This window comes from Photorhabdus sp. RW14-46 (genome assembly GCF_963887965.1).
Lineage (GTDB): Bacteria > Pseudomonadota > Gammaproteobacteria > Enterobacterales > Enterobacteriaceae > Photorhabdus > Photorhabdus laumondii.
Genome location: NZ_CAWPHH010000017.1, coordinates 38,337 through 63,813 on the forward strand (window position 1 = coordinate 38,337; position 25,477 = coordinate 63,813).

Here is a 25,477-nt window from a genome sequence, read left to right on the forward strand (position 1 = left end):
GAAAAATATTAACTATCTTTACCAACCCCAATAATATGACAGACGTGAGGTTTATCATACCCTAATTGGCAAATAATATTAAATTAAGCATTGTTGTGAATATTATCTCTATCTAATTTATAATTAAATTATTTAAGATAATATAAGAGGAACTATTCAACTAATTGTAAAATAAGCGATTAAAATATTAATGCATTATCCTATAGATATTTAACATTGAAAATATATTAAATTATACCGGAAAATAAAATATTACATGAAATTATTAGGTATAAAGCCATGTGATTTAAATAGCATTTAAAAATTTAAAAGACAATATTATCCCTTATTTATTAATGCGAAAATATTTAGCATTCTGGATAACATGGCAAGGGAGACAATTGCACTACAATTCTTTTTCCTGCAATGATGCGTTGTTGGCTTTTCGCCTGCACTGCCCGTTTCCCATCCCAACGTAGACGAGCTCTTAAAAATAACTCACCATGAGAAAACTGCGGATTCAACCGCATAGAAAAAGTGACGGGTAGCATATCCAAACGATAATGCATCTCACCTACTGTCAACACTTTTCCTTCAACCACCGTCAACAATGACACCTCAACGTTTGCCGTTCTGGGTAGAGAGGCCCGCATGGTCACATCACCCTCAATCAGACGTGATGCTTCATGCTCAATAGCCTCACTAACACAACCAGTCATCAGCAAACACAACAAGACCAACCCTATTTTGGTCATGTTAGGCTGATCCTACGTTGTGACAACGGAGTATGCTGCCCATCCAACAAGCGCTGTAGTGTTGTCTCATGTTCAAGCCCCATGGCAAGACCTCTACTCAGCATCGTAGAAAGCGGCTCATGAACGTTTTGTGGTATATACCCTGACGTAACCCGACGACCACAACAAAGGCTACCATTTTCATGGGGAACATTTGTTAAATGAATGGGTAACGAATTCTCAATTTTCATACTCGCATTCCCAAAGATTCGTTCTGTTGAGAGCCAATCGGAAGTTGAGCTTGCAATAATTCCTGCCAAAACTCAGCATGATCCAACATACTTGAAAGACTCTCTTCAAAAACAGCCTGATTCAGCCGACTTGCTGACATTTGCCGATAAAGCTGCACCATCAGCGTTGACTCATCAAAACCAAAGTGAAGATCAAACTGATACCAATGACGATTAAAGCTGGCTAATTGACGGAAAATCCCCTCTCCGACCGCAGTGATATCAGCGACATCTATCTGTAAAACGAGCTGGTCACGTTCAGGAATTAAGATCAAAGAGAGGTGAAGGTGCTCATCAAAACAGAGAGCAGCCACACCTTCATGATTTAAAGCTAAGTGCGGCAAGCCGAATTTAGCAGCAAATTCAGCCAAAACTTGATTGACGATGGCTATCACATCCATGGGTTACTCCTACTAGAGAGGGCAATCAGACCAACTTGAATTACCAAGTAGTCAAACAAACGGGTTACCCCCGCAGAAAAGGGACTCAGTTTACTACCATCGCCTTTTGCGCCTCTGTCACTCAAGGGCAATTCTTTTAATAAAAAGGTCACCCCAGTGATTATCAAAAACCAAACACCGGAATATAGGAAAATGCTTTTTTTCCTTAACACATTCTGCCTGTTAAGGACTGAAATCTTAATTTGATATTTTCGTTTTTCTATACCTTTGGTGGTGTTAGTGGATTTTAAAAACGAGATCAAATAACGGTATCCATTGATAAGAGCGCACCTCCCGGTACGCCCAAGCTTATTATATAACACTGATCTATTTTACCAGCATTACACCACGCCAGTCGCCGCGCGCCATGCCTGGACATGGTTCTGATAAAGCTGCTGTATTAATTGCAAAACATCTCTCATGAAATTGTTATCCAATGAAATCTGATCTTCACTCTTCTGTTTTTCATGTTGAGAAATAGATGAATCCACTTCATGTTCCTTGGCTTTAGCCTGAGAAAGCCCCTGTTCTACCTGCACAGAATTATTGGACATACTCTCTAAAGATTTCATTACTGAAGTTAAGAACTGCTGCTTGCTGTTACGACTTTCAAAAACCAAGGTAAGAGATTTCAAAGTGCTCTTGTCAGCATCTTGTGCTACATTCCATACTTTACCAATTGCTGCCCGATCCGCATCGCTACTCTTGCCCAACTGTTGCAACTTAAGATCGATTAATTCGTTACGACCAGCAATATTGCTTTCCAACGTCTTCTGCTGCTTAACCGCCTGACTGTTTTTAACGGAAGAAAAACTACCTATCAGCCCTGAACCAAGCGTCATTAAGCCTGAAACCACTGCCATGGCAATCATCAATTTGGCACCATGTCGCATCTCATCCACTTGTGATTTTTGAGCATCAATGGACGCTTTATTCTCAGTGTCACGCTGCAAAATACCCAGTTCACGCATCCTCTTTGCAATCTCAAAAAGTAGCGACATCATATCCAGCGTGTTATTTAATTCTTGTCCGACATTTCCTAAACGACTGGGATCGAGGCCCTGTTTCGGTACAATCAATTCAACCTTATCCGTGAGCCTCGTTTTTTCCGGCTGTTGAATAGCAGCTTCATGTGCTGTCGGTGTCGACACAAAGTTGTCAGTTCCAACTTCAACACCATTACTGGAAGTAACCCCTTGACTACTGACGTTATCATTAATTTTCATCTTTTTATTCCCTAAATTTCCTGTGGTCGGCTGGCAAGGTTATTTATCATGTCTCCCCGGGCATTAAGCATCTGGAAAATCATTTCCATCACATTTTCGAAAGACTCTACCAGGTGGGACAACTCCTCTTTGAGCCTGTCCATAACAGCTTGGAATGCGGTCAATTCGCTACGTGAAAGTTGCACGTCAGCTTGTCGGTTAGCCGCTTTACTCTGGAAGGCCGCATTGGTAGTTTGAGCAGCGCCATTAGTAACATCAACTCCCAAATCGCCCACCTGCATACCCACTCTCAAGCCCCGAGACGTGGTATTTGCTGCTGTACCCGCGGCTTTTGCAGAAAATTCCGCTGCCTTTACTGCCATCTTAGCCGTCATCTCAGCCACTTTACTGCCCATTTTAGCGCCCATTTTCGCAATCAAACCGGCAGCAGAACCACCGAAACTGACTGCCGCCGCCGCCACCGCCATCGTAATCTCAATCGCTGTTATGACTGGCCCTAGCCATTTCATGGTTTCCTTGCTGATTAAACCATCTTGAGCTGCTTGTTGTAGTCCCTGAGAGACTACCCCCATCACTCCTCCGGCAATCAGCAAAGCACCGGCTACCGCACCAACACCGGTAGCAACCATAATCGCGCCGACCACAATTGAAGCAATTGCACTGATCCAGCCAAAGATCTTAGAAAACAATCCAGATTTCTGCGCCTCTTTGGCAGAATTTTCAGCTTCTTTAATCTTCTGCTGGTTCTCTTCCATTTTCTGCAAGCTTTGCTGACGTGCTCGCTGGATATCCTGGATTTTGAGACTCGTCTGAATACGATCAAGCTTGCTGGTCAGTTTGCCCAGATCAATCTCTATTTCCTCAAGTGAGCAAAACTTCTGAGAGGTCAACCACGAAGTTGCTGTCAGTTCCTTTATCAGACCTGTTGCCTGCTTAGCCTCTTGCATAACCGATTCAAGCCTGGCCATTTGTTCTCGGTCAAGGTGAATATTCATCGCCACTGATGGTTCTGACAATGATACCCTGCGTAACTTAGCAGTATCAGAAGGCAGCAAGTTACCTGGCTGGCTAGGCGTAACGTGCTCCGCGCTTTTCGAAGGTGTAGTTGCGAGGATTTCACCAACCGGAGAACTATTGACCACCGGTTGAGGAATTTTAGATTCACTAACTTGAACCATTTTCCTGAGTCCTTTTTATTGTAATAGCTTCTAACATTGCACTGGAACTGGCAGCCAGAGCGGCCTGTTCCGGCGAAGCTGCCGCAAGTTGTTGAGCCGAGTAGAAGCCACTCTCAGCCCCATCAAGTTCTCCTAATTGCAGGAGACATTCGGCAGCATGAAATGGAAAACGGGGCTCATTAATATCAAGCATCGCTCCGTAGCTATAGCTTTGAACTGCCTGCTCCAGTTGCCCCATTGCCTGACGGCATGCCCCCAATCCAAGGAAGAATCGGGAATCATAGTGATCCAACATACACAAAGCCTGGAATATCTTATGTGCATCCTGCCATTTGCCTGACTGATACTGGTTGAACGCTAATGAGTAAAGTTGCTCCAACGTATCACTAGAAATATCCTTCAACATGGCAAGAGTGCCACCATCATGAAGAAAAGATTCCAGCTCTTGTGCATATTGGTCAGAAGTGGTTGATGTTTCTTGATGCTCCATAATCATTCCTTAAATTGCGCCGAGAATATTACGTATAATGCTGTCATATTTTTGAATAAAACGGTTTAACGCCTCAATAGCCGCGTTATAACGGGAACTAGCCTCATTTAAACGTGTTGTTTTTTCCTGGACAATATTGTTTAGTGGATTTACACGATCGTTAACCGAAGTAGAGAAGTTGGCTAAACGATTATTATCCTTGTCATATTCGTAAGAATTCTCCAGACCTGCCATAGCGCCACTTTGCTTGTTAGGGCTTTCTAAGAATGTCTTAATAGAAATTTTTTCTTCTAATTTAGGGAACATCTTTTTTAACAGAGCATATTCAGCACTATCTTTAAAAGCAGTCTCATCGCTAAAGCCATATTTCTTATGGTCCCGTAAATCAAAAGATGTATTACTAATATCAAGTTTCTGTTTATCTTTCCCTGCGGATAATTTCGCATTAATCTCCGATTGAATAACACTGTAAATTTTTAACTCTGCGGTCAATGTCGCCAGTTCATCACGCAACTCAAGTCGTTTTTTATCATGACCTGACATAACAGAAACAAAAATATCGATTACATCATCATCAAGACGATCCGGTGTTAAATTAAAATGAACCGCAGCCAAAAAATCTTTTAATGTCCACGTTTTTAATGTTGAGCTATTCAAGAAAGATTCAAGATTATTAATTCCATTTTTTATTTGGCTATCTAAGTGACCACCCTCGACAACCGCGTCGGCTGGCAGGAAATAGGCAATCAGTTTTTTCAAGAGCTCCTTATTTTCAATAGCAACACCAGAATCAGATGTAATCTTGATCCCCTTATCAAAAATAAGATTAACCAATCTATCAAGCTCCGAAGATCCAGAACCTTGTAGTTGAGCTAGCGAAACCTTTTCTAGATCTGCCAAGAAAAGCTGTGGGTCATTTTGATATGGCCTAATTTCCACCTTCAAACTCCTTATACAATAATGCCACGCATACGAGGTGGGCGACGAAGACGCTTTCCCTCTTCCAGAGAGGGAGGTTGGTTGCTTCGTAAGCGATTAACTTCTGTCAGCAACTCTTGCTCAGCATTCTGAACCAGAGTAACGTCAGTATGACCAAACAGTTCTGTACCCACATTGGGGTTGATGCCAAGAGACTGCCACATCTCCTGCAATAGTTGCAGTCTGTGATCACTGTCTTTGATGGCTGCTTCAGCAGCTTGCAGTACTTTGGCGTTAGGTTCCTCTTGCATCCATGACTCCTATAATAAAGAGAGATATTGATTCTTCCTGTCAACGTTGGACTTTTTTTTGTTGTTTTCTCATTTGATGTAGCGATATAACGCAACTGGCTTCTAACTCGAACCAGCCAGGCACCACCTCATTTGCGCCTGTCCAGCGATGGTAAAAGCGGGCCAAACGTTCATCATTAAGGGGAGAATCAACCAAAGTATTAACTTGACCATAAAGCCGGCTACCCGGCCCAAGCATGGCCATCGTTGCTGTTGCCAACAGATAAAGAGGCGCAAATGGATTCGCAAGCCCTCGACGCTGCCGGGTACGGCGTAACATCACGATCCAAACTCGCGGCGCATCATAACGCCAGGCAATTTCACAGCCTTCATACCACACACGCCAGCCAAGAGGGATTGGGCTATTCCCCATACAGTGAGGCTGTACTGAATAACCTTGCTCCTCAAACCAAGGGGTGAGCGGATCACGGTTCATAGACACACTCTACCAAGCGGTTGGATGTTGATCTGTTGAGTCAACTCTTGATACGAAAGCACTGGCAAGCCGTGGTGATCACCTTCAATTAACTTACGAACATAACGGCGAATATCCATTGATACGATCAACACCGGTTTATTCTGCATCTGTGTTAAATCACCCACGGTTTTCTTCATCTGTTCAAGGAAACTTTGCGTCACCGCTGGGTCCAGCGCCAAGTAGCTACCCGCGCTCGTTTGGCGAATACCTCCCCGGATCTGCTCCTCTACCTGTTGATCCAACAGATAAGCAGGCAAGATATTGTTGCCATTAGCATACTTGTAACAGATGTAACGCTTGAGACTACTGCGAATATATTCCGTTAATTGCACCACATCTTTTTCTTTCTGCCCCCACACCACCATAGCTTCGAGAATCGTACGTGTATTACGAATAGAGATGTCCTCGCCGACCAACCGCTGCAATATCTCAGTCATCCGCTGCAATGGAATTATACGCATAGCCTCCTTGACCAATTCCCCATAACTCCCTTCCATCTGCTCCAGAAGATAACGGGTTTCCTGCACGCCAATAAAATCTTCGGCATACTCCCGCAACACATGTGACAAATGCCAGGTGATCACCTGAGACATGGATAAAGCCGCCAGCCCGGATTTCACCAAACGTTCCTGATGTGCTTCCGCTACCCACAAGGTAGGCTGGTTAGGTAATAGAGGTTCCCCTTCTTCATAAGGGATAGCCAGTAATTCCAACTGACTGACTGGTTCCTGCACCAGTAAATGCGCTGAGCGCAGCCGACCACGGGCAACGGGCACCTCTTGTAGCTGGATCAGGTATTCTCCTTCCTTCATCCCTTCATTAAAGCGCAAATGGATACCCGGAAATGGTACGCCCAGATCCAAATAGAGGGCGCGTCGTACCCGTATTAATTCATCATTCAGTGAAATAGCTTCTAGCTCAGCCTGTAATCCCGCATCCACATCAATAAGTAAAGGAACCGTCATAGCAAATTCCTCTTTCTCACTCAGTTTTCCAGCTTTGGCCTTACTGCCGCTCTTGGCTTTAGATTTGGCCGCCGGTGCGCCTGCTCCTTGGGCTAACAGGCTAGGAAGATCCGCTTGTTGGCTGGCGTTAGCTTGGCGCTGACGCTGGAACAGCAAATAGCCACCACCCGCCACCACCAGTGCAAGTATTAAGAAAGTTAATGTAGGGAATCCAGGAATAAGGCCAAATACCACCAATAAAACACCGCCAATTAATAGTGCCTTTGGTTGAGCAACGACCTGATCACCAATCTCACTACCTAGATCAGAGGCGTCTTCCGACGAAACTCGGGTAACAATGATGCCTGCCGTAATCGCAATCAATAGGGCAGGAACCTGAGAGACCATACCATCACCAACAGTCAAAATGGCATAGAGCTGCAATGCATCGGACGCTGACATTCCTTTTTGGGTGACGCCTATGGTTATCCCGCCCAAAATGTTGACAAAGATGATGAGAAGACTCGCAATCGCATCACCCTTAACAAATTTCATCGCACCATCCATTGAACCAAACATCTGGCTCTCTTTTTCGATAATGCTACGCCTCTCCCTCGCTTCATTGACGTCAATAACACCAGCACGCATATCTCCGTCGATACTCATCTGCTTACCCGGCATGGCATCAAGGGAAAAACGAGCACTAACCTCAGCTACGCGCTCCGAACCTTTGGTTATGACGATAAATTGTACAATAGTGATGATCAGAAAGATCACTATCCCGACTATCAGGTTGCCACCGACAACGAAATTACCAAAGGTGTAGACTATTTTACCGGCATCTGCTTGCAGTAGGATCATCCGGGTGGTACTAACGGAAAGCGCCAAACGAAATAGCGTGGTCACCAGCAAGACCGCAGGAAAAGCGGAAAACTGTAAAGGGGAATTGATATAGACCGCCATCATCATGAGCACAACAGAGATGGTCATATTAATGGCGATCAAAATGTCCAGCAGGATAGGCGGAAGCGGCAAAACCATCATGAAGACCACGGCTAGCAACAATATTGCTAACATGATGTCTTTACGTTCACCAATCAGCCGCAATAACTCAAACCCACGGTTCATAATAGAGCCCCTTGAGCGAGATAACGCTGATAAGCACTGCGTGCTTCTTCCAGATTCCCTTCCTGTTGACAAGCACGGCTAACACAGAGCCAGAGGGCGGCGCTTTGTTCACCCTGTTCTTGTAAGAGAGTGCAATGTTCTTTTGCCATGCTCCCCTTTTGCAGTTTAAGTAATGAAACTACCAAGGCACGACGCCCTTCTTTATGTTCAGGATGCAAAGCCAGTAATGCATCTAATAAAATACGCGCTCGGTCAGGATGACCGTATTGAAGTTGAAGCCAGCCGAGCAGCAACAGAGCGCTCTGCTGTTTAGCACTGAGAGTCATGGTCATACCTTGTGCAACAGGTGCAGAGCCATCTGCAACAACTGTTCATCTTGATTCATGTTTTCCAACAGGGAGACAGCATGCTGTACCCTGATGTCATTACCTTGTTGCAAAATTGTACGCAGACCACTAACCGCCTGACGAAAATCATGTGGACGCAACAGAGCGTGAAACCCATCTTGCGGGCAGGCAAAAGCCAACAAAGCCTGATCAGCTTTGTTGGCCGGATAAAGACGTGCGGCGTGAGTCTCAACGGATTGACCATCGGGCAATAACGCGTAGCGATCGGGTAAACTAACCTCTATCTCTTCCCGACTGATCGCCGTTAGTTGCTCAATTCCTATATGGGCGGCAGCGATTTTGCTCACGAAGCGAGCACCTCACGCTGTACTCTTAGCAAAGAACGAAATGCCTGATGCAGCAAGGGCAAGGTTATATGTCGTTCATCTAGTGTCACAAACAATAACAGACGATCTTCTCCCAGCCAGCCACAACGCAAGGGCAGTTCGGGTCCCTGACCACTGAAAGTGAATAGCATCGCTTTCACCATTGCCTCTTTTCCCTGATGCCAAGGAATTTCACGGCCCAGCCAAAGTGTTAATGCGCCACCATAGCGCTCAATTTGCAACGTACCAGAATACTCAAAATCAATTTGGATCAAGGGGCTAGAAGCATCAGACATCTCCATACCCAAATCCTGACAAAACTGGAGTAACTGCGGCTCTATCCAGTTCATGATGCTCCCTCTCCCGACCACAATTCGTCTTCTTCTCTCTCAATTGCTGCATCCAGCGCCAGTTGACACGCATTCAGCAGGTTTTGGCGCTGCTCTTCATCACTGAACACTTCCACCGGAATCAAGCGAATTAATCGCTTCAACTCCCGGTAGAAATGAATTTGAGTTTGGCTATCCTGCAATCCCAAAGCATGACCGAGTATTTCAACATCTCGCACATTGGCCCAACGTTTCTCAACCAGAGAAACGACATCCCCCATAAGGTCAGAAGGCCCGTATGCCATGATTTTCCCCCTCTACCACGCTTTTCCATAACTGTTCAACTTGAACCGATAAACTGTTAAGCAAACGGAGTTTATGCATGTCACTCATCACACGTTCCAACTTAATAGGATCAAGTTGCCGCTGTTGGCTGTCCAGATCAGCACTCAACGCTTTCATGATGAATCCTGTTACTTCCATCAGGGAACTACTCTTGAAATTGGATTGAATATCCCGCCAGGCAGCCGACAACCCTTGATAATCCATCACGGCATCACGATAGATATTGCGTAATGCTTGCAAGTTGCCAACCCCATTTCTAGCTGCTGCCGTGGCATCAGGCGTAATGCGGGCTCCCAACTCGATAGCAATTCCCTGCTCTTGCGCTAAACGTGATAATTCTTGTTCAACCAATGTCAATATGGCATGTGCCTCTGGCCTGCCTGCCAGCGCATCACGGGCCTGACTTAGCGCATAAAATTGCTCACTCACCTCTCCAGAGAAACTTTCCAGATAAGCCTGTAGTTGAGCAATATTAGTCAACTGAGCACTATTTAAGTGAGAGATCAATGCCTTGACTTTTTGTTGGCGCTCTAAATCTGGCACCTTCTGCAAATATTCACCCACCAGTGCCTCAATTTCTCGCACCCTGGCATGTCCATCGCTAACTTTACGTTTGGAAAGTGGCATATCCTTGCGTTCCGAAAATGCAAAAGTTATCTCTTCGGCCGCATCAGCAAAAGACTGGGATGCTGATACCAGCACGACTTTCTCTCCCTGAAACTGACCTACCTTAGCCTGTTCCTGTTGTGCGGTAACCCCGGCACCCAGTTCTGATAAAGTTATCGAATGAAGATGATTCTGGATAATATCCATAGTCTACCCTGTCATATCAGAGTTAATAATGAACAAATTATAAAGGTACCGTCCCAGTGCCTATGCCAAAATCAGTCGTGAATTTTTAGCAAAAACCGCCGTAACTCAAGGAAGAGCCGATTGCTCTGATATAAAACGTATATACCCTATGGATTTCAAGATGGATCGCGGCGGCAAGGGAGCGAATCCCCGGGAGCATAGATAACGATGTGACCGGGGTGAGTGAGTGCAGCCAACAAAGAGGCAACTTGAAAGATAACGGGTATAAAACATGAGCAACACACTGTGAATAAAATAGGAAATCTCACCGATAAAGCAGAGAACAGCCAGGTAAACTCCAACCATTTTCTAAAAACTCCCGACTCAGGTTGCAATCCCTTCCTCCTCCCCTTCTTTATAGTATTCGTAGCAGAGGTTATATAAACGATCATGAAGCTTTCCCTTGACCATATTCCCGGCAAAATGCGCCACGCCATTAATGAATGCCGGCTAATTCAGATTCGTGGCCGGGTTACTCAGGTCACGGGTACACTCCTTAAAGCCGTTATTCCTGGTGTGCGGATAGGCGAACTTTGTCACTTACGCAATCCTGACAACACACTGTCGCTTTTGGCGGAGGTGATTGGATTCCAACAACATCAAGCCTTGTTGACTCCACTTGGTGAAATGTTTGGTATCTCTTCAAATACTGAAGTAAGCCCAACCGGAGCCATGCACCAAGTTGGCGTGGGTGATTATCTGTTAGGGCAAGTCCTTGATGGGCTAGGTAATCCATTTTCCGGCGGCCAATTGCCGGAACCACAAGCTTGGTATCCCGTTTATCGGGATGCGCCGGCTCCGATGAGTCGTAAACGGATTGAACACCCGCTTTCACTCGGTGTACGCGCTATTGATGGCTTACTCACTTGTGGCGAAGGTCAACGTATGGGGATTTTTGCCGCAGCGGGTGGCGGAAAAAGTACCCTGCTATCTACTCTGATTCGTAGCGCCGAAGTTGATGTTACCGTGCTGGCGCTCATCGGTGAACGTGGCCGTGAAGTACGGGAATTTATCGAATCAGATCTCGGTGAAGAGGGACTAAAACGTTCCGTGCTGGTGGTAGCGACCTCAGATCGCCCGGCAATGGAACGAGCTAAAGCAGGGTTTGTCGCCACATCAATCGCTGAATATTTTCGTGATCAAGGCAAACGTGTACTCCTACTGATGGATTCAGTGACCCGTTTTGCCCGAGCGCAACGAGAAATAGGTTTAGCTGCCGGCGAGCCGCCAACCCGACGAGGTTATCCCCCATCAGTGTTTGCCGCTTTGCCACGGCTAATGGAACGTGCTGGTCAATCCGACAAAGGTTCGATTACCGCCCTCTATACCGTCTTGGTGGAAGGCGATGACATGACAGAGCCTGTGGCAGACGAGACTCGTTCTATCCTTGATGGTCACATTATTTTGTCACGCAAACTGGCGGCGGCTAACCACTATCCAGCTATCGATGTGTTACGTTCCGCCAGCAGGGTGATGAATCAAATTATCACTCCTGAGCATCAGGCTCAGGCCGGCCTGTTGCGCAAATGGCTAGCTAAATATGAAGAAGTTGAGCTTTTGTTGCAGATTGGAGAGTACCAAAAAGGGCAAGATCCCGTTGCTGACAATGCCATTGCACACATTGAAGCAATACGTAACTGGTTACGCCAAGGCACCCATGAGCCAAGTGATCTACCGCAAACCTTAGCTCAATTACAGCAGATAACAAAATAATGATTAGCCGTTTACAACGCATAAAAGCCTTGCGAGTCGAACGCGCTGAAAAACATTTTTCCTTGCAACAAATGAAGCTGCAAACGGCCCGTCAACACCATCAGCAGGCTTTGCAAACCTTGCAAGATTACTGTCAATGGCGAATAGAAGAAGAACAACGGCTTTTTGCATTGTGTCAGGGCCAACCTATTGACCGCAAAGGTCTTGAACGCTGGCAACAACAAGTTGCCCTGTTACGCGAAAATGAAGCGCAATTGGAAAAGCAAGTGGCTGAAATGACTGAAAAAGTGGAGCTGGAACTCCGCCAATTAAAAGAGTGTCAACGTGTTCTGCACCACGCACGCCAGCAGCAAGAAAAATTTAATGAATTGGGTCGTCAGCAACAAGAGGCGATCCGGGCCCAAGGTGAATACCAGGAAGAGCTGGAACAAGAAGAGTTCCATCGCCAGGAAAGAGTGTAAAACAGAAGAGTATGAACCCACTGACAGCTATCGGCAGAAAAGATGTCTCCTCCCTCCCAACGTCGTCACCCGCAGAGGCAGACGCAGATTTGCAACGCCGTTTCGAGCAAGCTATCACCTCTCATGCCGCCAACACGCGCCAGTCAACCACACGGCGGACGGAACAACCGTTAACCAATACAACGGCAAACCATGAACCAGCGGATCAACATGCCACACATGACTCAGATGAGGAGCTTCCACTATTCGACTCTCCCCAACCGGCAATTGATGATCTGCGCAAGCAAGCCTTACCATTGACAGGCCATGACATGCCTGCACCACATCAAAATCAGAAAAAAAACTTATCGGCCCCCGCTCACCGCCTTAATGAGATCGCTAACGAGATAAAGGAATCGCTGTCAGCACCCGGAGTCCCAACACGTCAGTCAAACCTGAATGCCTTGTCTGATTCTGACCTAAAGCCGGTTGATATCACGGTAACTTCTAATCCTGACACAGCAATGATGCCTGTTCAGCAAGATGTAAACGATGAACTGGCATATCATGCAATGATGCAGACAACACCTGGCCGATCCCCATCTCAGCCAGACACACAACACAGCGCCATTCCTCACCAACAGACAGACCCGACGTTACCTATACCTGCCCGCAATGCCAACGAAATCAACCCTGCGGAAGGAAAAACACGAGATGAAATCGAAACATCCCATTTGTTGGTATTAAAACCAAAAGAGTCCGACTCTCAATCCTCTGACTCTGGTGGATCAGACGGAAAAACACCTTTCTTCCCACAAACCCAACTCCTGCCGGGGGAGCGCATCCTCGCCACGATGCAAGCAACTTCAACCATATCTCCCCTTTTGGAAGTGTTGATCGACAAACTGAGTGTGGAGATCAGTATCGAACTAACCCAACAGCCGCGTCCGGCGACATTACATCTGACACTTCCTAACTTGGGAGCACTTGAGATCCAACTCACCAGCGAGCATGGCAAACTTCAAATAGAAATTTTAGCGAATCCCGCCGCTCAACAACTCCTGAAACAAGCACGTTTTGAACTGATTGAACGTTTACAGCTTCTTTACCCAACACAAACTGTCGAACTCTCCCTTCCGCCCCAAACGGATAGTGAACATGGATCACGTCAACGTCGCAGCGTATATGAAGAATGGAAAAAAGATGCATGAATAGCCTGACCTTATCCAAAGTTTCATTGGAAGAATTAACGCTGCATCAGGCCCTGAGTCGCCATCAGCAACAATTTAGTTGGGATAATAGCCATCTCACCCTAGATGTGATCTCTCCTCCCCAAACGTTAGACAAGGTACTGATCGCCCATTGGCAGGGACAAACTTTTTCCTTTTACTGCCATGCAGCCGAGCTAGCGCTGTGGCTCGCACCTGATCTACAACAAGCGGACCTCACATCACTCCCTCAAGATCTGCTGTTAGCACTACTGGAATATCAGAGCAAAATGCTACCCACTCTGTCATGGTCAGCACTGAGTACCACGTCAGAACGCCGCCCTTTGTCAGCTTGCTTACGACTCCGCCTTGAACGGCCAGGGGCCACATTGCCGCTCTGGTTACCAGAACCATCCCCCTTAATTGCCATATTGCCAGAACGTCAACCTGGAGAATGCCTGCCTATTCCATTACGACTTTCTCTGCAATGGGGAGCAATAATCCTGACTTTAGATGTGTTTCGTACTCTGGAATCAGGGGATGTGCTGCTACTGCCCCCACAGCAACAACCAGATGACCCTTTATTAGCGTATCTGGAAGGACGCCCTTGGGCCTACTTTAAATCCCATGACCATAAATTGGAGTTAATCACTATGCACACACTCTCTCCTGACAGTTCTGACAACACTCTGCCAGTAACAGATCTAAACGATCTGGAGGTTCATGTCAGTTTCGAAGTGGGCCGTCAGACCTTGGACCTACAGACACTCACCAGCCTGCAACCCGGCTCATTACTCGATCTTGGTGTTCCTTCAGACGGTGCAGTTCGTATTCTTGTCAATCAAAAATGCCTGGGTTCAGGGCGGTTGGTGGATATTGAGGGACGTCTGGGAGTAAGAGTCGAACATCTCTCCGTGGAGAAACAATCATGATCCAACTACCGGACGAATTAGATCTTATCATCGGTCTGGCTTTGCTGGCTCTGCTGCCCTTTATTGCCGTGATGGCAACCTCTTTTCTCAAACTGGCGGTGGTATTTTCCTTACTACGTAACGCGTTGGGCGTACAGCAGATCCCACCCAACATGGCTATGTACGGTTTGGCAATTATCCTCACTATCTATGTGATGGCTCCGGTGGGTTTCGCCACTCAAGATTACCTGCGTCAAAATGAAGTTTCATTCAGCAATGCGCAGTCAGTAGATAAATTTGTGGAAGAGGGCCTGACACCTTACCGAAATTTTCTCAAACAACATATTAAACCCAGTGAACGCACTTTCTTTATCGATAGTACCCGACAAATTTGGCCAAGCCAGTATGCCGATCGGCTAGAACCAGACAGCCTATTGATACTGTTACCTGCCTTTACCGTCAGTGAATTAACCCGGGCTTTTGAAATTGGGTTTCTTCTTTATCTACCATTTATTGCAATCGATCTCATTATTTCCAACATTCTGCTGGCAATGGGGATGATGATGGTTTCTCCAATGACTATCTCACTTCCTTTCAAATTACTGTTATTTGTCCTGCTTGATGGCTGGACACGCCTGACACATGGCCTTGTTATCAGTTATGGAGATTGAATATGAGTAATGCTGATATTTTACATTTCACTAGCCAATCTCTCTGGTTAGTGTTAATCCTTTCCCTGCCACCGGTACTCATGGCTGCGGCAGTGGGAACATTGGTCTCGTTGATCCAAGCACTCACCCAAATACAAGAACAAACATTGGGTTTTGTTATCAAATTAATTGCAGTCATTATCACCCTGTTCGCTACCGCTACCTGGCTTGGCAACGAACTCTACAGCTTCGCCAATATGACCTTTCTTAAGGTGCCACAGATCAAATGACCCTACCTGAGCTCCAGCAGCAAATACTTGCTTATACCCTGTTGTTACCACGCATCATGAGTTGCTTTGTGATATTTCCTGTGCTCAGCAAACAGATGCTAGGTGGTGGGTTAATCCGCAACGGCGTGGCCTGCTCGCTGGCCCTTTATGCTTATCCAACAGTAGCAGGCAGCCAGTTGCCCACATTAAGTAGCTTGGAATTGACGCTGTTGCTCGGTAAAGAAGTCCTGCTTGGTTTGCTCATTGGCTTTATCGCTTCTATCCCATTTTGGGCGATGGAAGCCACCGGTTTTATTATAGATAACCAACGGGGAGCAACAATGGCTTCAGTGCTCAACCCTGCCCTGGGAAGCCAGACCTCCCCAACAGGTCTGTTATTGACTCAAACGCTGATCACACTCTTTTTTTCCGGCGGCGCTTTTCTTAGCCTGCTCGGAGCCCTATTTCAGAGTTATAACAGTTGGCCGGTAACACAGTTTTTCCCCAAAATTACCAACCAGTGGCTCCACTTTTTCTATGGTCAGTTTAGCTATCTACTACAGCTCTGCGCTTTAATGGCAGCCCCTTTGCTAATCGCCATGTTTCTGGCAGAGTTCGGGCTGGCACTGATTAGCCGTTTCGCTCCTTCTCTCAACGTTTTCGTATTGGCAATGCCGATCAAAAGCGCAATTGCCAGCCTGTTACTGGTTATCTATATCCAGTTATTGATGCATCATGCCTATGATAAGGTGCTGTTAATGCTCTCCCCAGTACGCATGTTAATCCCTATTCTGGAGGCACCATGAGCGGAGAAAAGACTGAAAAACCTACTCCCAAGAAACTTAGAGACGCCCGGAAGAAAGGCCAGGTAACCAAAAGTAACGAAGTTGTCTCCACCTCGTTAATCTTGGGGCTAATCGGCATGATAATGGTCATGTCTGAATACTATTTGGAGCATCTGAGTAAACTGATGCTGATCCCGGCTAATCTGCTAGAGAAACCCTTTCCCCAAGCCTTCAACCATGTGGTTGAAAACTTGATGCAAGAGCTGGTCTACCTCTGCCTGCCAATTCTAAGCGTTTCCGCTTTGCTATCGCTGGTATCACACTTTGCTCAATATGGTTTTCTACTTAGTGGACACTCCATCAAACCTGATATTAAAAAGATCAACCCTGTTGAAGGTGCTAAGAGAATCTTCTCTATCAAGAGTCTGGTGGAATTCATCAAATCGATACTTAAAGTAGGACTGCTCTGCACCTTGGTTTGGATGACTCTGGCAGGCAATCTACAAGCACTACTGCGGCTGCCGGAGTGTGGAACAAGATGTATTGTTCCTGTACTCGGCATAATGTTAACCCAGCTCATGACCGTATGCGGCATCGGGCTTATCGTGATTTCTATTGCCGATTATGCCTTTGAACACTACCAACATATTAAACAACTTAGAATGAGCAAAGACGAGATCAAACGGGAGTATAAAGAGAGTGAAGGTAGCCCAGAGATCAAAAGCAAACGACGCCAATTTCACCAAGAATTACAATCAAGCAACATGCGCGCTAGCGTCAAGAATTCATCAGTTATCGTCGCCAACCCAACTCACATTGCGGTAGGTATCCGTTATAAGAAAGGAGAGACACCGTTACCCCTTATTACACTCAAGTTCACCAATGCGCAGGCCCTACAAGTTCGGCGTATTGCCGAAGAGGAAGGTATTCCGGTATTACAGCGTATTCCTCTGGCCCGAGCACTTTATCAAGATGGCCTGATAGACCAATATATTCCTGCTGATCTTATCCAAGCTACCGCAGAAGTTTTGCGCTGGCTAGAACAGTGGCAAGATCGCCCGCCAGAGCCGTAAGCTGTCCTCAAACAGCACTTTTTGACAGTCAAACTGCATATATGAACTGAGTATTGGCATTTAACATACCTTGCCAATGCTCAATTGCAAACGAAATACAATTTATATTTGTCTCTTAAGCGTTACGATTTAATTACATAATAACAACAAATTTAATATAAATTAAAATTACTGCTAATAACCTAACATTGCTTAAACAATATTATAATAAACAATCCAATTAGGTTAGGTGAGTTTTCTGTTTTTATCGATTGATCAAATAGCTGAAACCAGATTGAATTTATTATTAAGTGATTTATATTACACGTAGCTATTTGGATTTCACTTTGCGCTGACTTCTACACCTGTTAATTCGTTAATATTACTCTAGCTATCATTCATTACAATTACTAACGTATTATGAATCACTAATAGATTGCCTGAATAAAAGGAGATAACTATCAATATCAGTCAAGACAAAAGACTCGGTTTATATACCCGTTATCTTTCAAGTTGCCTCTTTGTTGGCTGCACTCACTCACCCCGGTCACATCGTTCTCTATGCTCCCGGGGATTCGCTCCCTTGCCGCCGCGATACATCTTGAAATCCATAGGGTATAACTAAGGGTGAAAAATTTACAGGCAATCGTTATCGTGCAAAAAACTGATCGCTTTTCACTCTTCGTTTATAAAGCGTTTATAAAGCGTTTATAAAACGTGAGAATAATACAGTATTCGGCCCAAAGAACATTATAGGCCCACTAGCAAAAATCATTTTAATTAAAAGATGCTATAGTTAACCATCAGGTTAAATACGTAAAATTATTCTTCACTGTCTATTCCAGGCAGCGAAACAAAAAAAATATCTATTAATAATAATCTGATTTGTATTTTTAAGACATAACACCAACAGATCCAGGACAATAGAATGAACGGCATCACAACATCAGGGAAGGGAATGGATATCTCACGACTCCAACGTAGCATGCCTGCCTTTAACGTTATAGAGCACCCCCAAGAAGGGATATATATCCTGCTCGAAGGTGAAATGACATGGCAGGACAGTACCAATACCTACGATATCTCCCACAACGAGCTGCTTTTTGTTCGTCGTGGCAGTTATGCAGCAAAAACGCGTAGCGATACTTGCAAACTACTCTGGTTGCCTCTGAGTACGACTTTCCTCCACGGGTTTCTGCAACGCTTTGGTACTCTGCTCAGTGAAGTCGAGCGACACAACATGTCAACACCCGAATTAATTGCATTTACCTCATCCCCTCTGTTATCTCAAAGTATAAATGGGCTGGTCGATCTATTGGCTCATGATTACCCCACAGCGTTGGGTCAACTCAGAACAGAAGAGTTGTTATTGTTATTAGCATTTGGAGAACAAGGTACTTTGCTCATGTCAGTATTACGACAATTGAGCAATCGCCAAGTGGAACGTTTACAGAGTTTTATGGAGAATCACTACCTTAAGGAGTGGAAACTCAGTGAATTCGCTAAAGAATTTGGTATGGGATTAACCACCTTCAAGGAGCTGTTCCGTTCGGTATACGGAATATCACCACGCGCTTGGATCAGTGAACGCCGCATTCTTTATGCACATCAGCTACTACTCAATAGCGAGATGAGTATTGTTGATATCTCGATGGAAGCAGGATTTTCCAGCCAATCCTACTTTACTCAAAGCTATCGGAGACGCTTTAATTGCACGCCCAGTCGAGCCAGATATGGCAAAGAGTAACGATTGGCTAAAATAATCTGACGTTTTTTACAAGTTAACCGTTGGCCTGACAGATAAAATAAGGCCATCCCCAATTTAATCGACAAGAGTGACTAGCAGCAAGATGAGCATAGCATGAGCCAGCAAGACCATAATCAGACTCGAACCAGCATGTTTCTTGGCCGCAAGATCTCTGTCACGCAGTCGGGAATTCCACGCCGGGATCAATTACTCGGAAAATCATCGGCTATTCAGTATCAGAATAGAGACATTATTAATAGCCAACAGTTTATTTTATTACAGCGTTTGCTACCCAGACATCTGCTGGAAAGCTTGATGAAGTCCGTCTGGTTTCGTAGACGGTTAAATTGCGGGCAAGCTTTGCGGCGTGATGACTTACAACAACTCATCAGAGCGGCGGCAGAACTGGAATGTGACTGGAATAAGGTACTGGGTGACCGCATAAACCTAGCTGACAGACATCTTTTACAGCACTGGGTATTACAGCCGCTATTTGACTGGTGGCTCCGTTTGTTGGAGCCAGAGATAGACTTCTGGTTCACTGAATTTGATCAGTTACAAATCCAAGAACGGCAACTGCATGCTAAAGCGCATTTTTGGCAGCAAGCCGAAAGCGTCTCGTCTCAATGCCGGGAACAACAACATAAAGAGGTTACATCTTTGCAAACAGCGCTTAATCAACGCAAGCAACTATTAGAAAAACGGCTGTTGACAACGGAAACTCAGGCGCGCGAAGCATGGCCCAACTGGTTTACTGGGCTAGATGCCCTCCAAACTGGCGGCGACCTAACCGCTTTTATGCCGGTTCCCGAAGCACTGTCATCCTGTTGGGCGTGGTTGACTACTTTAGAGCATGACACCGAGGCGGCTACTCACTTGCAAAAATGGCTCTGTGCCCGTTTCCTGTGCCTGCCACAGGACAATTTTCACTGGCAATCGACGACCTAATTATTAGAGGAAACATGCAAACTCTACTCAATCATTTGGCCAGTCGTTTAGGCCAGAAGCCTTTTGTTTCCGATAGACAAGGGCATTACCATTTGCACATTGATAACTACAACCTGTTTTTTCGCCAACAGGGAACTGAACTTGTGTTATCCAGCCCGCTAAGCTGGCGCCATAACCCAAAAGATCCGTCAGGCGCTGAATTATTGAAAACACTATTGCAACAAGTTACGCGCTGGGGACGCCATGCTCCCCATGCATTGACCTTAGATGAATCAGAGAATCTTATTTTGGAAGCACGCCTTAACCTTGATAGTTTGGATGTTCAAATACTAGAACAGATGCTAACTCTGCACGTCGATCTACTGGAACAAGTCATGGCTTTATTGTCGGAAACCCAATCTGCCCCTCAATGGAAACAGGCAATATGGCAACCATGAAACCATTTCAAAAGCTATGCCGTTCGCTACTGTTGTCGTTGAGTATCAGCGGTGTGATGCTCCCCTCTGCTTATAGCCAAGATCTGGATTGGTTTCCTGCGCCTTATAGCTATCTGGCAAAAGGAGAAAGCTTGCGGGATGTACTGGTTAATTTCGGTGCCAACTATGAAGCATCAGTGGTTGTCAGCGACAAGGTGACCGATCAAGTTAACGGCCATTTTGAGCAGGACACTCCCCAGGAATTCCTGCAACATTTATCCTCTCTCTATAATCTGGTCTGGTACTACGACGGGAGCGTGCTTTATGTATTCAAAAACAGTGAAATACAATCGCGCCTGCTTAAACTTGAACGAACCAACGCAACGGAGTTACAGCAAGCCCTAAAACGTTCCGGTATTTGGGAGCCACGCTTTGGTTGGCGTCCTGATCCAAGCAACCAACTGGTTTACGTATCAGGCCCTCCTCGTTATCTTGAACTGGTTGATCAGACTACATCCGCACTGGAACAGCAGTCATTGCTGCGTAGCGAAAAAACGGGTGCCTTGACAGTGGAAATTTTCCCGCTCAAATACGCCTCAGTGGTCGATCGCAAGATCCAGTATCGTGATACCAGTATTGAGGCACCGGGCATAGCCACCATTCTCTCCCGCCTGCTCAGTGATACCAATGTAACTGCTGTTACTGGTGAAGCATCATCTCCTTCTATGGGAGAAAGCTACTCAAGCCGTGCAGTCGTACAAGCAGAACCCTCCCTAAATGCCATCATTGTACGGGATAACCCGGAAAGGATGTCCATGTACGCCCATTTAATCAACGCACTGGATAAACCCTCCGCCCGGATTGAAGTTGCCCTTTCCATCGTCGACATCGACGCAAACAACCTTTCAGAACTGGGAGTTGACTGGCAAGTCGGCATCAACACCGGGCCTCGCCATATCATTGATATCACAACGTCTGCCAGGGAAAAAACAGAGATCAAAGAAAAAGGTGAAAGCATCGGTTCAGCCGCATTAGGTAGCCTGGTTGATCGCCGTGGTCTGGATTACCTGCTCGCCAAAATCACCTTACTAGAGAGTAAAGGAAGCGCTCAGGTGATTTCCCGCCCAACGCTTTTAACGCAGGAGAATACGCAAGCCGTCATTGACAACAATGAAACCTACTACGTGAAAGTTAATGGCGAACGGGTTGCCGAGCTTAAAAGCCTTACCTATGGCACTATGCTACGCATGATCCCCAGAGTCATCCAAGTAGGCGATTCTCCTGAAATCAGCTTAGACCTGCATATTGAGGATGGTAACCAGAAACCTAATAGCTCAGGACAGGATGGCATCCCGACCATCAGCCGAACCGTCGTCGATACCGTTGCCAGAGTTGGACATGGGCAAAGTCTGCTGATTGGTGGCATCTACCGCGACGAAATGAGTCAAATAACACGCAAGGTGCCATTTTTAGGCGATATCCCCTATCTGGGTGTCTTGTTTCGCAATACCAGCGAGCAAGTTCGGCGATCAGTACGGTTATTCATTATTGAGCCACGTCTGATTGATAGTGGGATAGCCCATTATCTGGCTCTTGGTAACGGACAAGATCTACGCCCTGGATTACTGGCAACACAGGATATCTCTAATCAGAGCTTATCGTTGGGCAAAGTTCTAGGGAGTGCACAATGCCAACCATTATCCTCAGCTCGTCAAATACAAGAAACACTACGACAAGCAGGTAAAAGCTCATTTTTAGACTCATGCCGAATGGGTAACACTTACGGATGGCGAGTCATTGAACAGCAATGTTCACTGAAAGAAACCTGGTGTGTTCGTGTACAAAATAAGGCGAATAGATGAGTTGGAAAATTCGCTTTTACCGCGGACTGAATAAAAGTATTGAGGTCAATTTAGCTGAGGGGCGTTTAGCCATCGGCTCAGACCCCCTACAGGCAGATATCGTTCTGGTGGATGAAGATGTTGCTCCTGTGCACCTGATCTTAGAAGTCGAACCAGACTCAATTCGCCTGTTAGAATGGGCCGGGGAAGCTGCACCAAGCCAGAATGGCGAACCGCTGTCACCGGGTGCGACATTGCAAGCGCTGGCCCGTCAGGAAGTTGGCCCGTTATTGTGGGCTTTTTGTGACCAGCAACATACATTCCCAAGCCAACTAGCTGAACCCGTGGTCACACCACAGCGCCCTGCCCGGCAAAATCGCAGCCGGGTAGCAGGCGGAATGTTAATACTTTGTCTGGTACTGGCACTCGGTCTTCTGGCGCTACTTGGACATGAAGGGTGGCAAAGAAACCACATGTCCAATGGCATAGCCGAGCAAGAACTACGCCGTTTTCTCAGTAGTGATTCAGCCTATCGCCAAGTGAGCGTACAAATGATGCCCAATCACGGGCCGCCGTTGCTCAAAGGTTATGTGGCTCTCAACCACCAACGGCTGGCCCTGCAACAGTATCTTGATACCCACTCTCTCAGTTATCGGCTGGAGTTACGTACTATGGAAGAGTTACGTCAGGGGGTAGATTTCATTTTACAAAAATTAGGCTATGCCCAGATCCAAAGTAGCGATGGTAAACAACCCGGTTGGATCCGCCTTATAGGCGAAGTCACTGATACCAGCCAGCAATGGAACAATATCGAGTCACTACTCAAACGTGATGTTCCTGGTTTGCTTGGCATAGAAAACCAGACGCGGTTCACCGGTAACCACCTCAAGCGACTGGATATGTTATTGGCTAAACATGATTTACCTGACACGCTGACCTACAAGGATAAAAATGATCGTATCGAGTTCATAGGTCAACTGGATGAACACCAAACGCATAACTTCTACCGCTTACAGCAGGTATTTAAGCAAGAATTCGGCAACCAGCCGGCACTGGTATTACTGAATAATAAGCAGCTCACCCGCAATGATGAGCTCAATTTCGACGTCCGGGCCGTTTCTCTCGGGCGTGTGCCCTATGTGGTACTCAAAAACAACCTGCGTTACCCGGTTGGAGCAACCACAGAAAACGGTTTAATAATCGAGGCCATCCGTCAAGATGCGATTGTTATTACCAAGGGTAAGCAACAATTTATCGTCAAACTTAACAGGAGCCCAGCTTCATGATGACATCCCTGGAAGCACGACTGTTTGGTGCGGATCCCACTTATGTCAACGAAATACAACATCGCCTTTCTCAGGCGCTGAACGATATCAAACAACGCCTGAGATGTGGAGGTTCGGTACAAGAATACCAACAATGGCAACTGGAGGCTGATGCCATCCAGGCTGCAATCACAATACTTAACACAACAGAAGGAGACCATCATGGCCCAAATTTTTACTTCCGCAACAACAGTCAATACCCTCGATAAGGTTGCTGACCAGCTGAAGACGCAAGCTAACACAGCCAACACTGACGTCAATGATGCAATCACCGAACTCAGCAAGGGTCCCGACAACCCAGCTCTGCTAGCTGATTTACAACACAAGATTAACAAATGGTCGGTCATCTACAACATTAACTCTACTGTCACCCGGTCCATGAAAGACCTGATGCAGGGAATATTACAGAAGATCTAATCATGACACGTTCACTCAAAGGGTTACTGGCAGATATTGCTCTGGTTGGAAGCGGCCATCACTGCCATGACGAAGCCAATATTATTGCCGACTGGCTGATGTCAGACGAGGAAGGGCAAGAAGCCGCAAACCTGATTCGGCTCTCTTCTCTAACGAACCAAGGCAAATATCAACAGGCTCTGGATTTTGGTCGGGACCTTCCCTGGCCAAGTTTGGAACCTTGGTTAGCATTGTGCGAGTGGCGTTTGGGTCTGGCATCAGCCCTAGAGCAGAGACTGACGCGAATGGCTGGCAGTGACGATCCACAATTGCTCTCCTTCGTCGACGGCATGCGGGAACAACTGGCTCATGAATAGGATTGAAGGGCTATCCTATAACACCGTGTCGCAACCAACGGTACAGCCTTCGGTCAGTTCCAAGCACCAGCACAGCTTTGAGCAAGCACTGGAAACCACGCCCGATCAGCAAATGTTGAAAGAGCGCCAGCAACGCTGGCTTCAGGGAGAACCGCTGGAAAACGTTTTAGGCGACTTCGATCCAGCGACACAACGCAAAGTGATATGGCAGTGGTATCAGGCTTTATCGTCTGATCAACAGCCCTCCCAACGTGCTCAGTTACAGGCCAAGCTGATTGCCCCGGTACAAGAGCGCTTATGGTCGCAGTTTGGTGGCTTGACAGGCAACATCAAACCACCACTGGATATACCAGAACTTAGAAAGATTGTTCGTGAATTCGCCCCCACAGGTCGACAACAGGAGACGGTTCTTCTTGAGGTACTCGGCGAAATTAAGCCTATTCCTGGCAATGAGTACCTGAGTGACCTTATCCGACAAGAGTTAAAAACGCTGATCCCCCGTAACGGTATGGTGGATAACCTGATACGAAACTCACACAAACCCGATTTGGAAGAATAATGGAGCAGCCACAACACCATGAAACAAGGACAGACAACCTAAATAAACTGCACACACCTCAAATTTGGAGGAACTATGGATCTACCACAGATAAGCGAGACACTGATCACCAGCCTGGATGAACTTAATACACATCAGGCCAGTGCCGAAAATATTGCGAGTTTTGAACACGCTATGTCCAATCAAGATCAGGGGATTGAAAACAATCTGATCAATGAATTGGGTCAGCTCAGACAACAATTTACTCAGGCTAAACAGGAATTGGAAGTACAGCTGGCGGTACCCGGTAGTGATCCTAACAGCCTGATGCAAATGCAGTGGTCTCTGATGCGAATCACCCTGCAAGAAGAGCTGATTGCCAAAACGGTAGGACGACTCAATCAAAACATTGAAACCCTAATGAAAGCCCAGTGAGGAGCTGTGAAGAAACACTATATAATCTGCGTT

The 25,477-nt window shown here is 46.1% G+C and carries 33 protein-coding genes; 18 read left to right on the forward strand and 15 right to left on the reverse strand.

All coding sequences use genetic code 11. The features are described from left to right. Positions 1-347: 347 nt before the first annotated feature. From AACQ38_RS14415 to sctW, 15 genes are all read right to left on the reverse strand, one after another. Positions 348-734: a YscW family type III secretion system pilotin gene (locus tag AACQ38_RS14415; protein ID WP_011147892.1), complete on the reverse strand. Its 387-nt coding sequence runs from the start codon at positions 732-734 to the stop codon at positions 348-350. Then, a complete protein-coding gene (locus AACQ38_RS14420) occupies positions 731-964 on the reverse strand; it encodes a T3SS regulon translocated regulator ExsE family protein (RefSeq protein WP_011147893.1) in 234 nt (77 codons plus the stop codon). Before AACQ38_RS14420 ends, AACQ38_RS14415 begins: the two co-directional genes overlap by 4 nt. Beyond that, on the reverse strand, positions 961-1,404 hold the full coding sequence (locus AACQ38_RS14425; RefSeq protein WP_041380314.1) for a type III secretion system chaperone: 444 nt from the start codon (positions 1,402-1,404) through the stop codon (positions 961-963). Before AACQ38_RS14425 ends, AACQ38_RS14420 begins: the two co-directional genes overlap by 4 nt. A 380-nt stretch (positions 1,405-1,784) precedes the next feature. Then, entirely contained in the window at positions 1,785-2,669 is an 885-nt protein-coding gene (locus AACQ38_RS14430; protein ID WP_165578436.1) for a YopD family type III secretion system translocon subunit, read from the reverse strand. A gap of 11 nt (positions 2,670-2,680) precedes the next feature. Beyond that, entirely contained in the window at positions 2,681-3,847 is a 1,167-nt protein-coding gene (gene sctE, locus AACQ38_RS14435; RefSeq protein ID WP_165578437.1) for a type III secretion system translocon subunit SctE, read from the reverse strand. Next, positions 3,834-4,337, reverse strand: a complete 504-nt coding sequence (locus AACQ38_RS14440) for a SycD/LcrH family type III secretion system chaperone (protein ID WP_011147898.1) — start codon at positions 4,335-4,337, stop codon at positions 3,834-3,836. Before AACQ38_RS14440 ends, sctE begins: the two co-directional genes overlap by 14 nt. Positions 4,338-4,346: 9 nt before the next feature. After that, entirely contained in the window at positions 4,347-5,276 is a 930-nt protein-coding gene (locus AACQ38_RS14445; RefSeq protein WP_165578438.1) for a virulence-associated V antigen, read from the reverse strand. An 11-nt stretch (positions 5,277-5,287) separates the two neighbouring features. After that, the gene (locus AACQ38_RS14450) at positions 5,288-5,566 is read right to left on the reverse strand and encodes an LcrG family type III secretion system chaperone (protein ID WP_011147900.1); all 279 of its coding nucleotides are present in this window, start codon (positions 5,564-5,566) and stop codon (positions 5,288-5,290) included. A gap of 40 nt (positions 5,567-5,606) precedes the next feature. Further along, positions 5,607-6,041, reverse strand: coding sequence for an LcrR family type III secretion system chaperone (locus AACQ38_RS14455; protein WP_011147901.1), 435 nt, complete (start codon positions 6,039-6,041; stop codon positions 5,607-5,609). After that, on the reverse strand, positions 6,038-8,155 hold the full coding sequence (sctV, locus tag AACQ38_RS14460) for a type III secretion system export apparatus subunit SctV (protein ID WP_011147902.1): 2,118 nt from the start codon (positions 8,153-8,155) through the stop codon (positions 6,038-6,040). Before sctV ends, AACQ38_RS14455 begins: the two co-directional genes overlap by 4 nt. Then, complete coding sequence (sctY, locus tag AACQ38_RS14465; protein WP_011147903.1) at positions 8,152-8,481, reverse strand: type III secretion system chaperone SctY; 330 nt, start codon at positions 8,479-8,481, stop codon at positions 8,152-8,154. Before sctY ends, sctV begins: the two co-directional genes overlap by 4 nt. Positions 8,482-8,483: 2 nt before the next feature. Next, positions 8,484-8,849 (reverse strand): YscX family type III secretion system protein SctX, encoded by a 366-nt coding sequence (gene sctX, locus AACQ38_RS14470; RefSeq protein ID WP_011147904.1) that lies wholly within the window; start codon positions 8,847-8,849, stop codon positions 8,484-8,486. Then, the gene (sycN, locus tag AACQ38_RS14475) at positions 8,846-9,217 is read right to left on the reverse strand and encodes a type III secretion chaperone SycN (protein WP_165578439.1); all 372 of its coding nucleotides are present in this window, start codon (positions 9,215-9,217) and stop codon (positions 8,846-8,848) included. Before sycN ends, sctX begins: the two co-directional genes overlap by 4 nt. After that, complete coding sequence (locus tag AACQ38_RS14480) at positions 9,214-9,501, reverse strand: TyeA family type III secretion system gatekeeper subunit (RefSeq protein ID WP_011147906.1); 288 nt, start codon at positions 9,499-9,501, stop codon at positions 9,214-9,216. Before AACQ38_RS14480 ends, sycN begins: the two co-directional genes overlap by 4 nt. After that, positions 9,482-10,354, reverse strand: coding sequence for a type III secretion system gatekeeper subunit SctW (gene sctW / locus AACQ38_RS14485; RefSeq protein ID WP_165578440.1), 873 nt, complete (start codon positions 10,352-10,354; stop codon positions 9,482-9,484). The genes AACQ38_RS14480 and sctW overlap by 20 nt, the downstream gene beginning before the upstream one ends. A 429-nt stretch (positions 10,355-10,783) precedes the next feature. On the opposite strand from sctW, the gene sctN reads away from it, so the two are divergent. The 18 genes from sctN to sctI all read left to right on the forward strand — a co-directional run bounded on the left by sctN (position 10,784) and on the right by sctI (position 25,444). Next, positions 10,784-12,106 (forward strand): type III secretion system ATPase SctN, encoded by a 1,323-nt coding sequence (gene sctN, locus AACQ38_RS14490; RefSeq protein WP_011147908.1) that lies wholly within the window; start codon positions 10,784-10,786, stop codon positions 12,104-12,106. Continuing rightward, on the forward strand, positions 12,106-12,567 hold the full coding sequence (locus tag AACQ38_RS14495; protein ID WP_113024618.1) for a type III secretion protein: 462 nt from the start codon (positions 12,106-12,108) through the stop codon (positions 12,565-12,567). Before sctN ends, AACQ38_RS14495 begins: the two co-directional genes overlap by 1 nt. An 11-nt stretch (positions 12,568-12,578) precedes the next feature. Then, a complete protein-coding gene (locus tag AACQ38_RS14500; RefSeq protein WP_165578441.1) occupies positions 12,579-13,757 on the forward strand; it encodes a type III secretion system needle length determinant in 1,179 nt (392 codons plus the stop codon). After that, positions 13,754-14,686, forward strand: a complete 933-nt coding sequence (gene sctQ / locus AACQ38_RS14505; RefSeq protein ID WP_109791791.1) for a type III secretion system cytoplasmic ring protein SctQ — start codon at positions 13,754-13,756, stop codon at positions 14,684-14,686. Before AACQ38_RS14500 ends, sctQ begins: the two co-directional genes overlap by 4 nt. Continuing rightward, positions 14,683-15,336, forward strand: coding sequence for a type III secretion system export apparatus subunit SctR (sctR, locus tag AACQ38_RS14510; RefSeq protein WP_011147912.1), 654 nt, complete (start codon positions 14,683-14,685; stop codon positions 15,334-15,336). Before sctQ ends, sctR begins: the two co-directional genes overlap by 4 nt. A 2-nt stretch (positions 15,337-15,338) precedes the next feature. After that, the gene (sctS, locus tag AACQ38_RS14515; protein WP_011147913.1) at positions 15,339-15,605 is read left to right on the forward strand and encodes a type III secretion system export apparatus subunit SctS; all 267 of its coding nucleotides are present in this window, start codon (positions 15,339-15,341) and stop codon (positions 15,603-15,605) included. Next, the gene (sctT, locus tag AACQ38_RS14520) at positions 15,602-16,390 is read left to right on the forward strand and encodes a type III secretion system export apparatus subunit SctT (protein WP_011147914.1); all 789 of its coding nucleotides are present in this window, start codon (positions 15,602-15,604) and stop codon (positions 16,388-16,390) included. The genes sctS and sctT overlap by 4 nt, the downstream gene beginning before the upstream one ends. Next, positions 16,387-17,442, forward strand: coding sequence for a type III secretion system export apparatus subunit SctU (gene sctU, locus AACQ38_RS14525; protein WP_165578442.1), 1,056 nt, complete (start codon positions 16,387-16,389; stop codon positions 17,440-17,442). Before sctT ends, sctU begins: the two co-directional genes overlap by 4 nt. 907 nt (positions 17,443-18,349) lie before the next feature. After that, positions 18,350-19,168: a helix-turn-helix transcriptional regulator gene (locus tag AACQ38_RS14530; RefSeq protein ID WP_011147916.1), complete on the forward strand. Its 819-nt coding sequence runs from the start codon at positions 18,350-18,352 to the stop codon at positions 19,166-19,168. 114 nt (positions 19,169-19,282) lie between these two features. Next, the gene (locus AACQ38_RS14535) at positions 19,283-20,116 is read left to right on the forward strand and encodes a T3SS regulon anti-activator ExsD domain-containing protein (protein ID WP_011147917.1); all 834 of its coding nucleotides are present in this window, start codon (positions 19,283-19,285) and stop codon (positions 20,114-20,116) included. A gap of 14 nt (positions 20,117-20,130) precedes the next feature. Continuing rightward, a complete protein-coding gene (locus tag AACQ38_RS14540) occupies positions 20,131-20,553 on the forward strand; it encodes a YscB family type III secretion system chaperone (RefSeq protein WP_011147918.1) in 423 nt (140 codons plus the stop codon). Further along, complete coding sequence (gene sctC, locus AACQ38_RS14545) at positions 20,541-22,394, forward strand: type III secretion system outer membrane ring subunit SctC (RefSeq protein WP_278249248.1); 1,854 nt, start codon at positions 20,541-20,543, stop codon at positions 22,392-22,394. The genes AACQ38_RS14540 and sctC overlap by 13 nt, the downstream gene beginning before the upstream one ends. Continuing rightward, positions 22,391-23,659 carry a type III secretion system inner membrane ring subunit SctD gene (gene sctD, locus AACQ38_RS14550; protein WP_011147920.1) on the forward strand — a complete coding sequence of 423 codons (1,269 nt, stop codon included), beginning with the start codon at positions 22,391-22,393 and terminating at the stop codon, positions 23,657-23,659. Before sctC ends, sctD begins: the two co-directional genes overlap by 4 nt. Next, positions 23,656-23,907, forward strand: a complete 252-nt coding sequence (locus tag AACQ38_RS14555) for an EscE/YscE/SsaE family type III secretion system needle protein co-chaperone (RefSeq protein WP_165578444.1) — start codon at positions 23,656-23,658, stop codon at positions 23,905-23,907. Before sctD ends, AACQ38_RS14555 begins: the two co-directional genes overlap by 4 nt. After that, positions 23,861-24,115 (forward strand): type III secretion system needle filament subunit SctF, encoded by a 255-nt coding sequence (gene sctF, locus AACQ38_RS14560; protein ID WP_113024608.1) that lies wholly within the window; start codon positions 23,861-23,863, stop codon positions 24,113-24,115. Before AACQ38_RS14555 ends, sctF begins: the two co-directional genes overlap by 47 nt. Positions 24,116-24,117: 2 nt before the next feature. Then, positions 24,118-24,471, forward strand: coding sequence for a YscG family type III secretion system chaperone (locus AACQ38_RS14565; RefSeq protein ID WP_112894506.1), 354 nt, complete (start codon positions 24,118-24,120; stop codon positions 24,469-24,471). After that, complete coding sequence (locus tag AACQ38_RS14570) at positions 24,464-25,030, forward strand: YopR family T3SS polymerization control protein (protein ID WP_165578445.1); 567 nt, start codon at positions 24,464-24,466, stop codon at positions 25,028-25,030. Before AACQ38_RS14565 ends, AACQ38_RS14570 begins: the two co-directional genes overlap by 8 nt. 75 nt (positions 25,031-25,105) lie before the next feature. After that, positions 25,106-25,444 (forward strand): type III secretion system inner rod subunit SctI, encoded by a 339-nt coding sequence (gene sctI / locus AACQ38_RS14575; RefSeq protein ID WP_165578446.1) that lies wholly within the window; start codon positions 25,106-25,108, stop codon positions 25,442-25,444. Positions 25,445-25,477 lie beyond the last annotated feature (33 nt).

Coding starts and splice junctions, on each gene's coding strand:
- sctR (WP_011147912.1), top strand. CDS start 14,683: ATGATCCAACTACCGGACGAATTAGATCTTATCATCGGTCTGGCTTTG.
- AACQ38_RS14555 (WP_165578444.1), top strand. CDS start 23,656: ATGATGACATCCCTGGAAGCACGACTGTTTGGTGCGGATCCCACTTAT.
- AACQ38_RS14540 (WP_011147918.1), top strand. CDS start 20,131: ATGCAAACTCTACTCAATCATTTGGCCAGTCGTTTAGGCCAGAAGCCT.
- AACQ38_RS14535 (WP_011147917.1), top strand. CDS start 19,283: ATGAGCCAGCAAGACCATAATCAGACTCGAACCAGCATGTTTCTTGGC.
- sctD (WP_011147920.1), top strand. CDS start 22,391: ATGAGTTGGAAAATTCGCTTTTACCGCGGACTGAATAAAAGTATTGAG.
- AACQ38_RS14565 (WP_112894506.1), top strand. CDS start 24,118: ATGACACGTTCACTCAAAGGGTTACTGGCAGATATTGCTCTGGTTGGA.
- sctV (WP_011147902.1), bottom strand. CDS start 8,155: ATGAACCGTGGGTTTGAGTTATTGCGGCTGATTGGTGAACGTAAAGAC.
- AACQ38_RS14425 (WP_041380314.1), bottom strand. CDS start 1,404: ATGGATGTGATAGCCATCGTCAATCAAGTTTTGGCTGAATTTGCTGCT.
- sctC (WP_278249248.1), top strand. CDS start 20,541: ATGGCAACCATGAAACCATTTCAAAAGCTATGCCGTTCGCTACTGTTG.
- AACQ38_RS14420 (WP_011147893.1), bottom strand. CDS start 964: ATGAAAATTGAGAATTCGTTACCCATTCATTTAACAAATGTTCCCCAT.
- AACQ38_RS14495 (WP_113024618.1), top strand. CDS start 12,106: ATGATTAGCCGTTTACAACGCATAAAAGCCTTGCGAGTCGAACGCGCT.
- sctF (WP_113024608.1), top strand. CDS start 23,861: ATGGCCCAAATTTTTACTTCCGCAACAACAGTCAATACCCTCGATAAG.
- AACQ38_RS14440 (WP_011147898.1), bottom strand. CDS start 4,337: ATGGAGCATCAAGAAACATCAACCACTTCTGACCAATATGCACAAGAG.
- sctW (WP_165578440.1), bottom strand. CDS start 10,354: ATGGATATTATCCAGAATCATCTTCATTCGATAACTTTATCAGAACTG.
- sctT (WP_011147914.1), top strand. CDS start 15,602: ATGACCCTACCTGAGCTCCAGCAGCAAATACTTGCTTATACCCTGTTG.
- sctY (WP_011147903.1), bottom strand. CDS start 8,481: ATGACTCTCAGTGCTAAACAGCAGAGCGCTCTGTTGCTGCTCGGCTGG.
- AACQ38_RS14480 (WP_011147906.1), bottom strand. CDS start 9,501: ATGGCATACGGGCCTTCTGACCTTATGGGGGATGTCGTTTCTCTGGTT.
- AACQ38_RS14450 (WP_011147900.1), bottom strand. CDS start 5,566: ATGCAAGAGGAACCTAACGCCAAAGTACTGCAAGCTGCTGAAGCAGCC.
- AACQ38_RS14500 (WP_165578441.1), top strand. CDS start 12,579: ATGAACCCACTGACAGCTATCGGCAGAAAAGATGTCTCCTCCCTCCCA.
- sycN (WP_165578439.1), bottom strand. CDS start 9,217: ATGAACTGGATAGAGCCGCAGTTACTCCAGTTTTGTCAGGATTTGGGT.
- AACQ38_RS14455 (WP_011147901.1), bottom strand. CDS start 6,041: ATGAACCGTGATCCGCTCACCCCTTGGTTTGAGGAGCAAGGTTATTCA.
- sctI (WP_165578446.1), top strand. CDS start 25,106: ATGGATCTACCACAGATAAGCGAGACACTGATCACCAGCCTGGATGAA.
- AACQ38_RS14415 (WP_011147892.1), bottom strand. CDS start 734: ATGACCAAAATAGGGTTGGTCTTGTTGTGTTTGCTGATGACTGGTTGT.
- sctE (WP_165578437.1), bottom strand. CDS start 3,847: ATGGTTCAAGTTAGTGAATCTAAAATTCCTCAACCGGTGGTCAATAGT.
- AACQ38_RS14530 (WP_011147916.1), top strand. CDS start 18,350: ATGAACGGCATCACAACATCAGGGAAGGGAATGGATATCTCACGACTC.
- AACQ38_RS14430 (WP_165578436.1), bottom strand. CDS start 2,669: ATGAAAATTAATGATAACGTCAGTAGTCAAGGGGTTACTTCCAGTAAT.
- sctS (WP_011147913.1), top strand. CDS start 15,339: ATGAGTAATGCTGATATTTTACATTTCACTAGCCAATCTCTCTGGTTA.
- sctQ (WP_109791791.1), top strand. CDS start 13,754: ATGAATAGCCTGACCTTATCCAAAGTTTCATTGGAAGAATTAACGCTG.
- sctU (WP_165578442.1), top strand. CDS start 16,387: ATGAGCGGAGAAAAGACTGAAAAACCTACTCCCAAGAAACTTAGAGAC.
- AACQ38_RS14570 (WP_165578445.1), top strand. CDS start 24,464: ATGAATAGGATTGAAGGGCTATCCTATAACACCGTGTCGCAACCAACG.
- sctN (WP_011147908.1), top strand. CDS start 10,784: ATGAAGCTTTCCCTTGACCATATTCCCGGCAAAATGCGCCACGCCATT.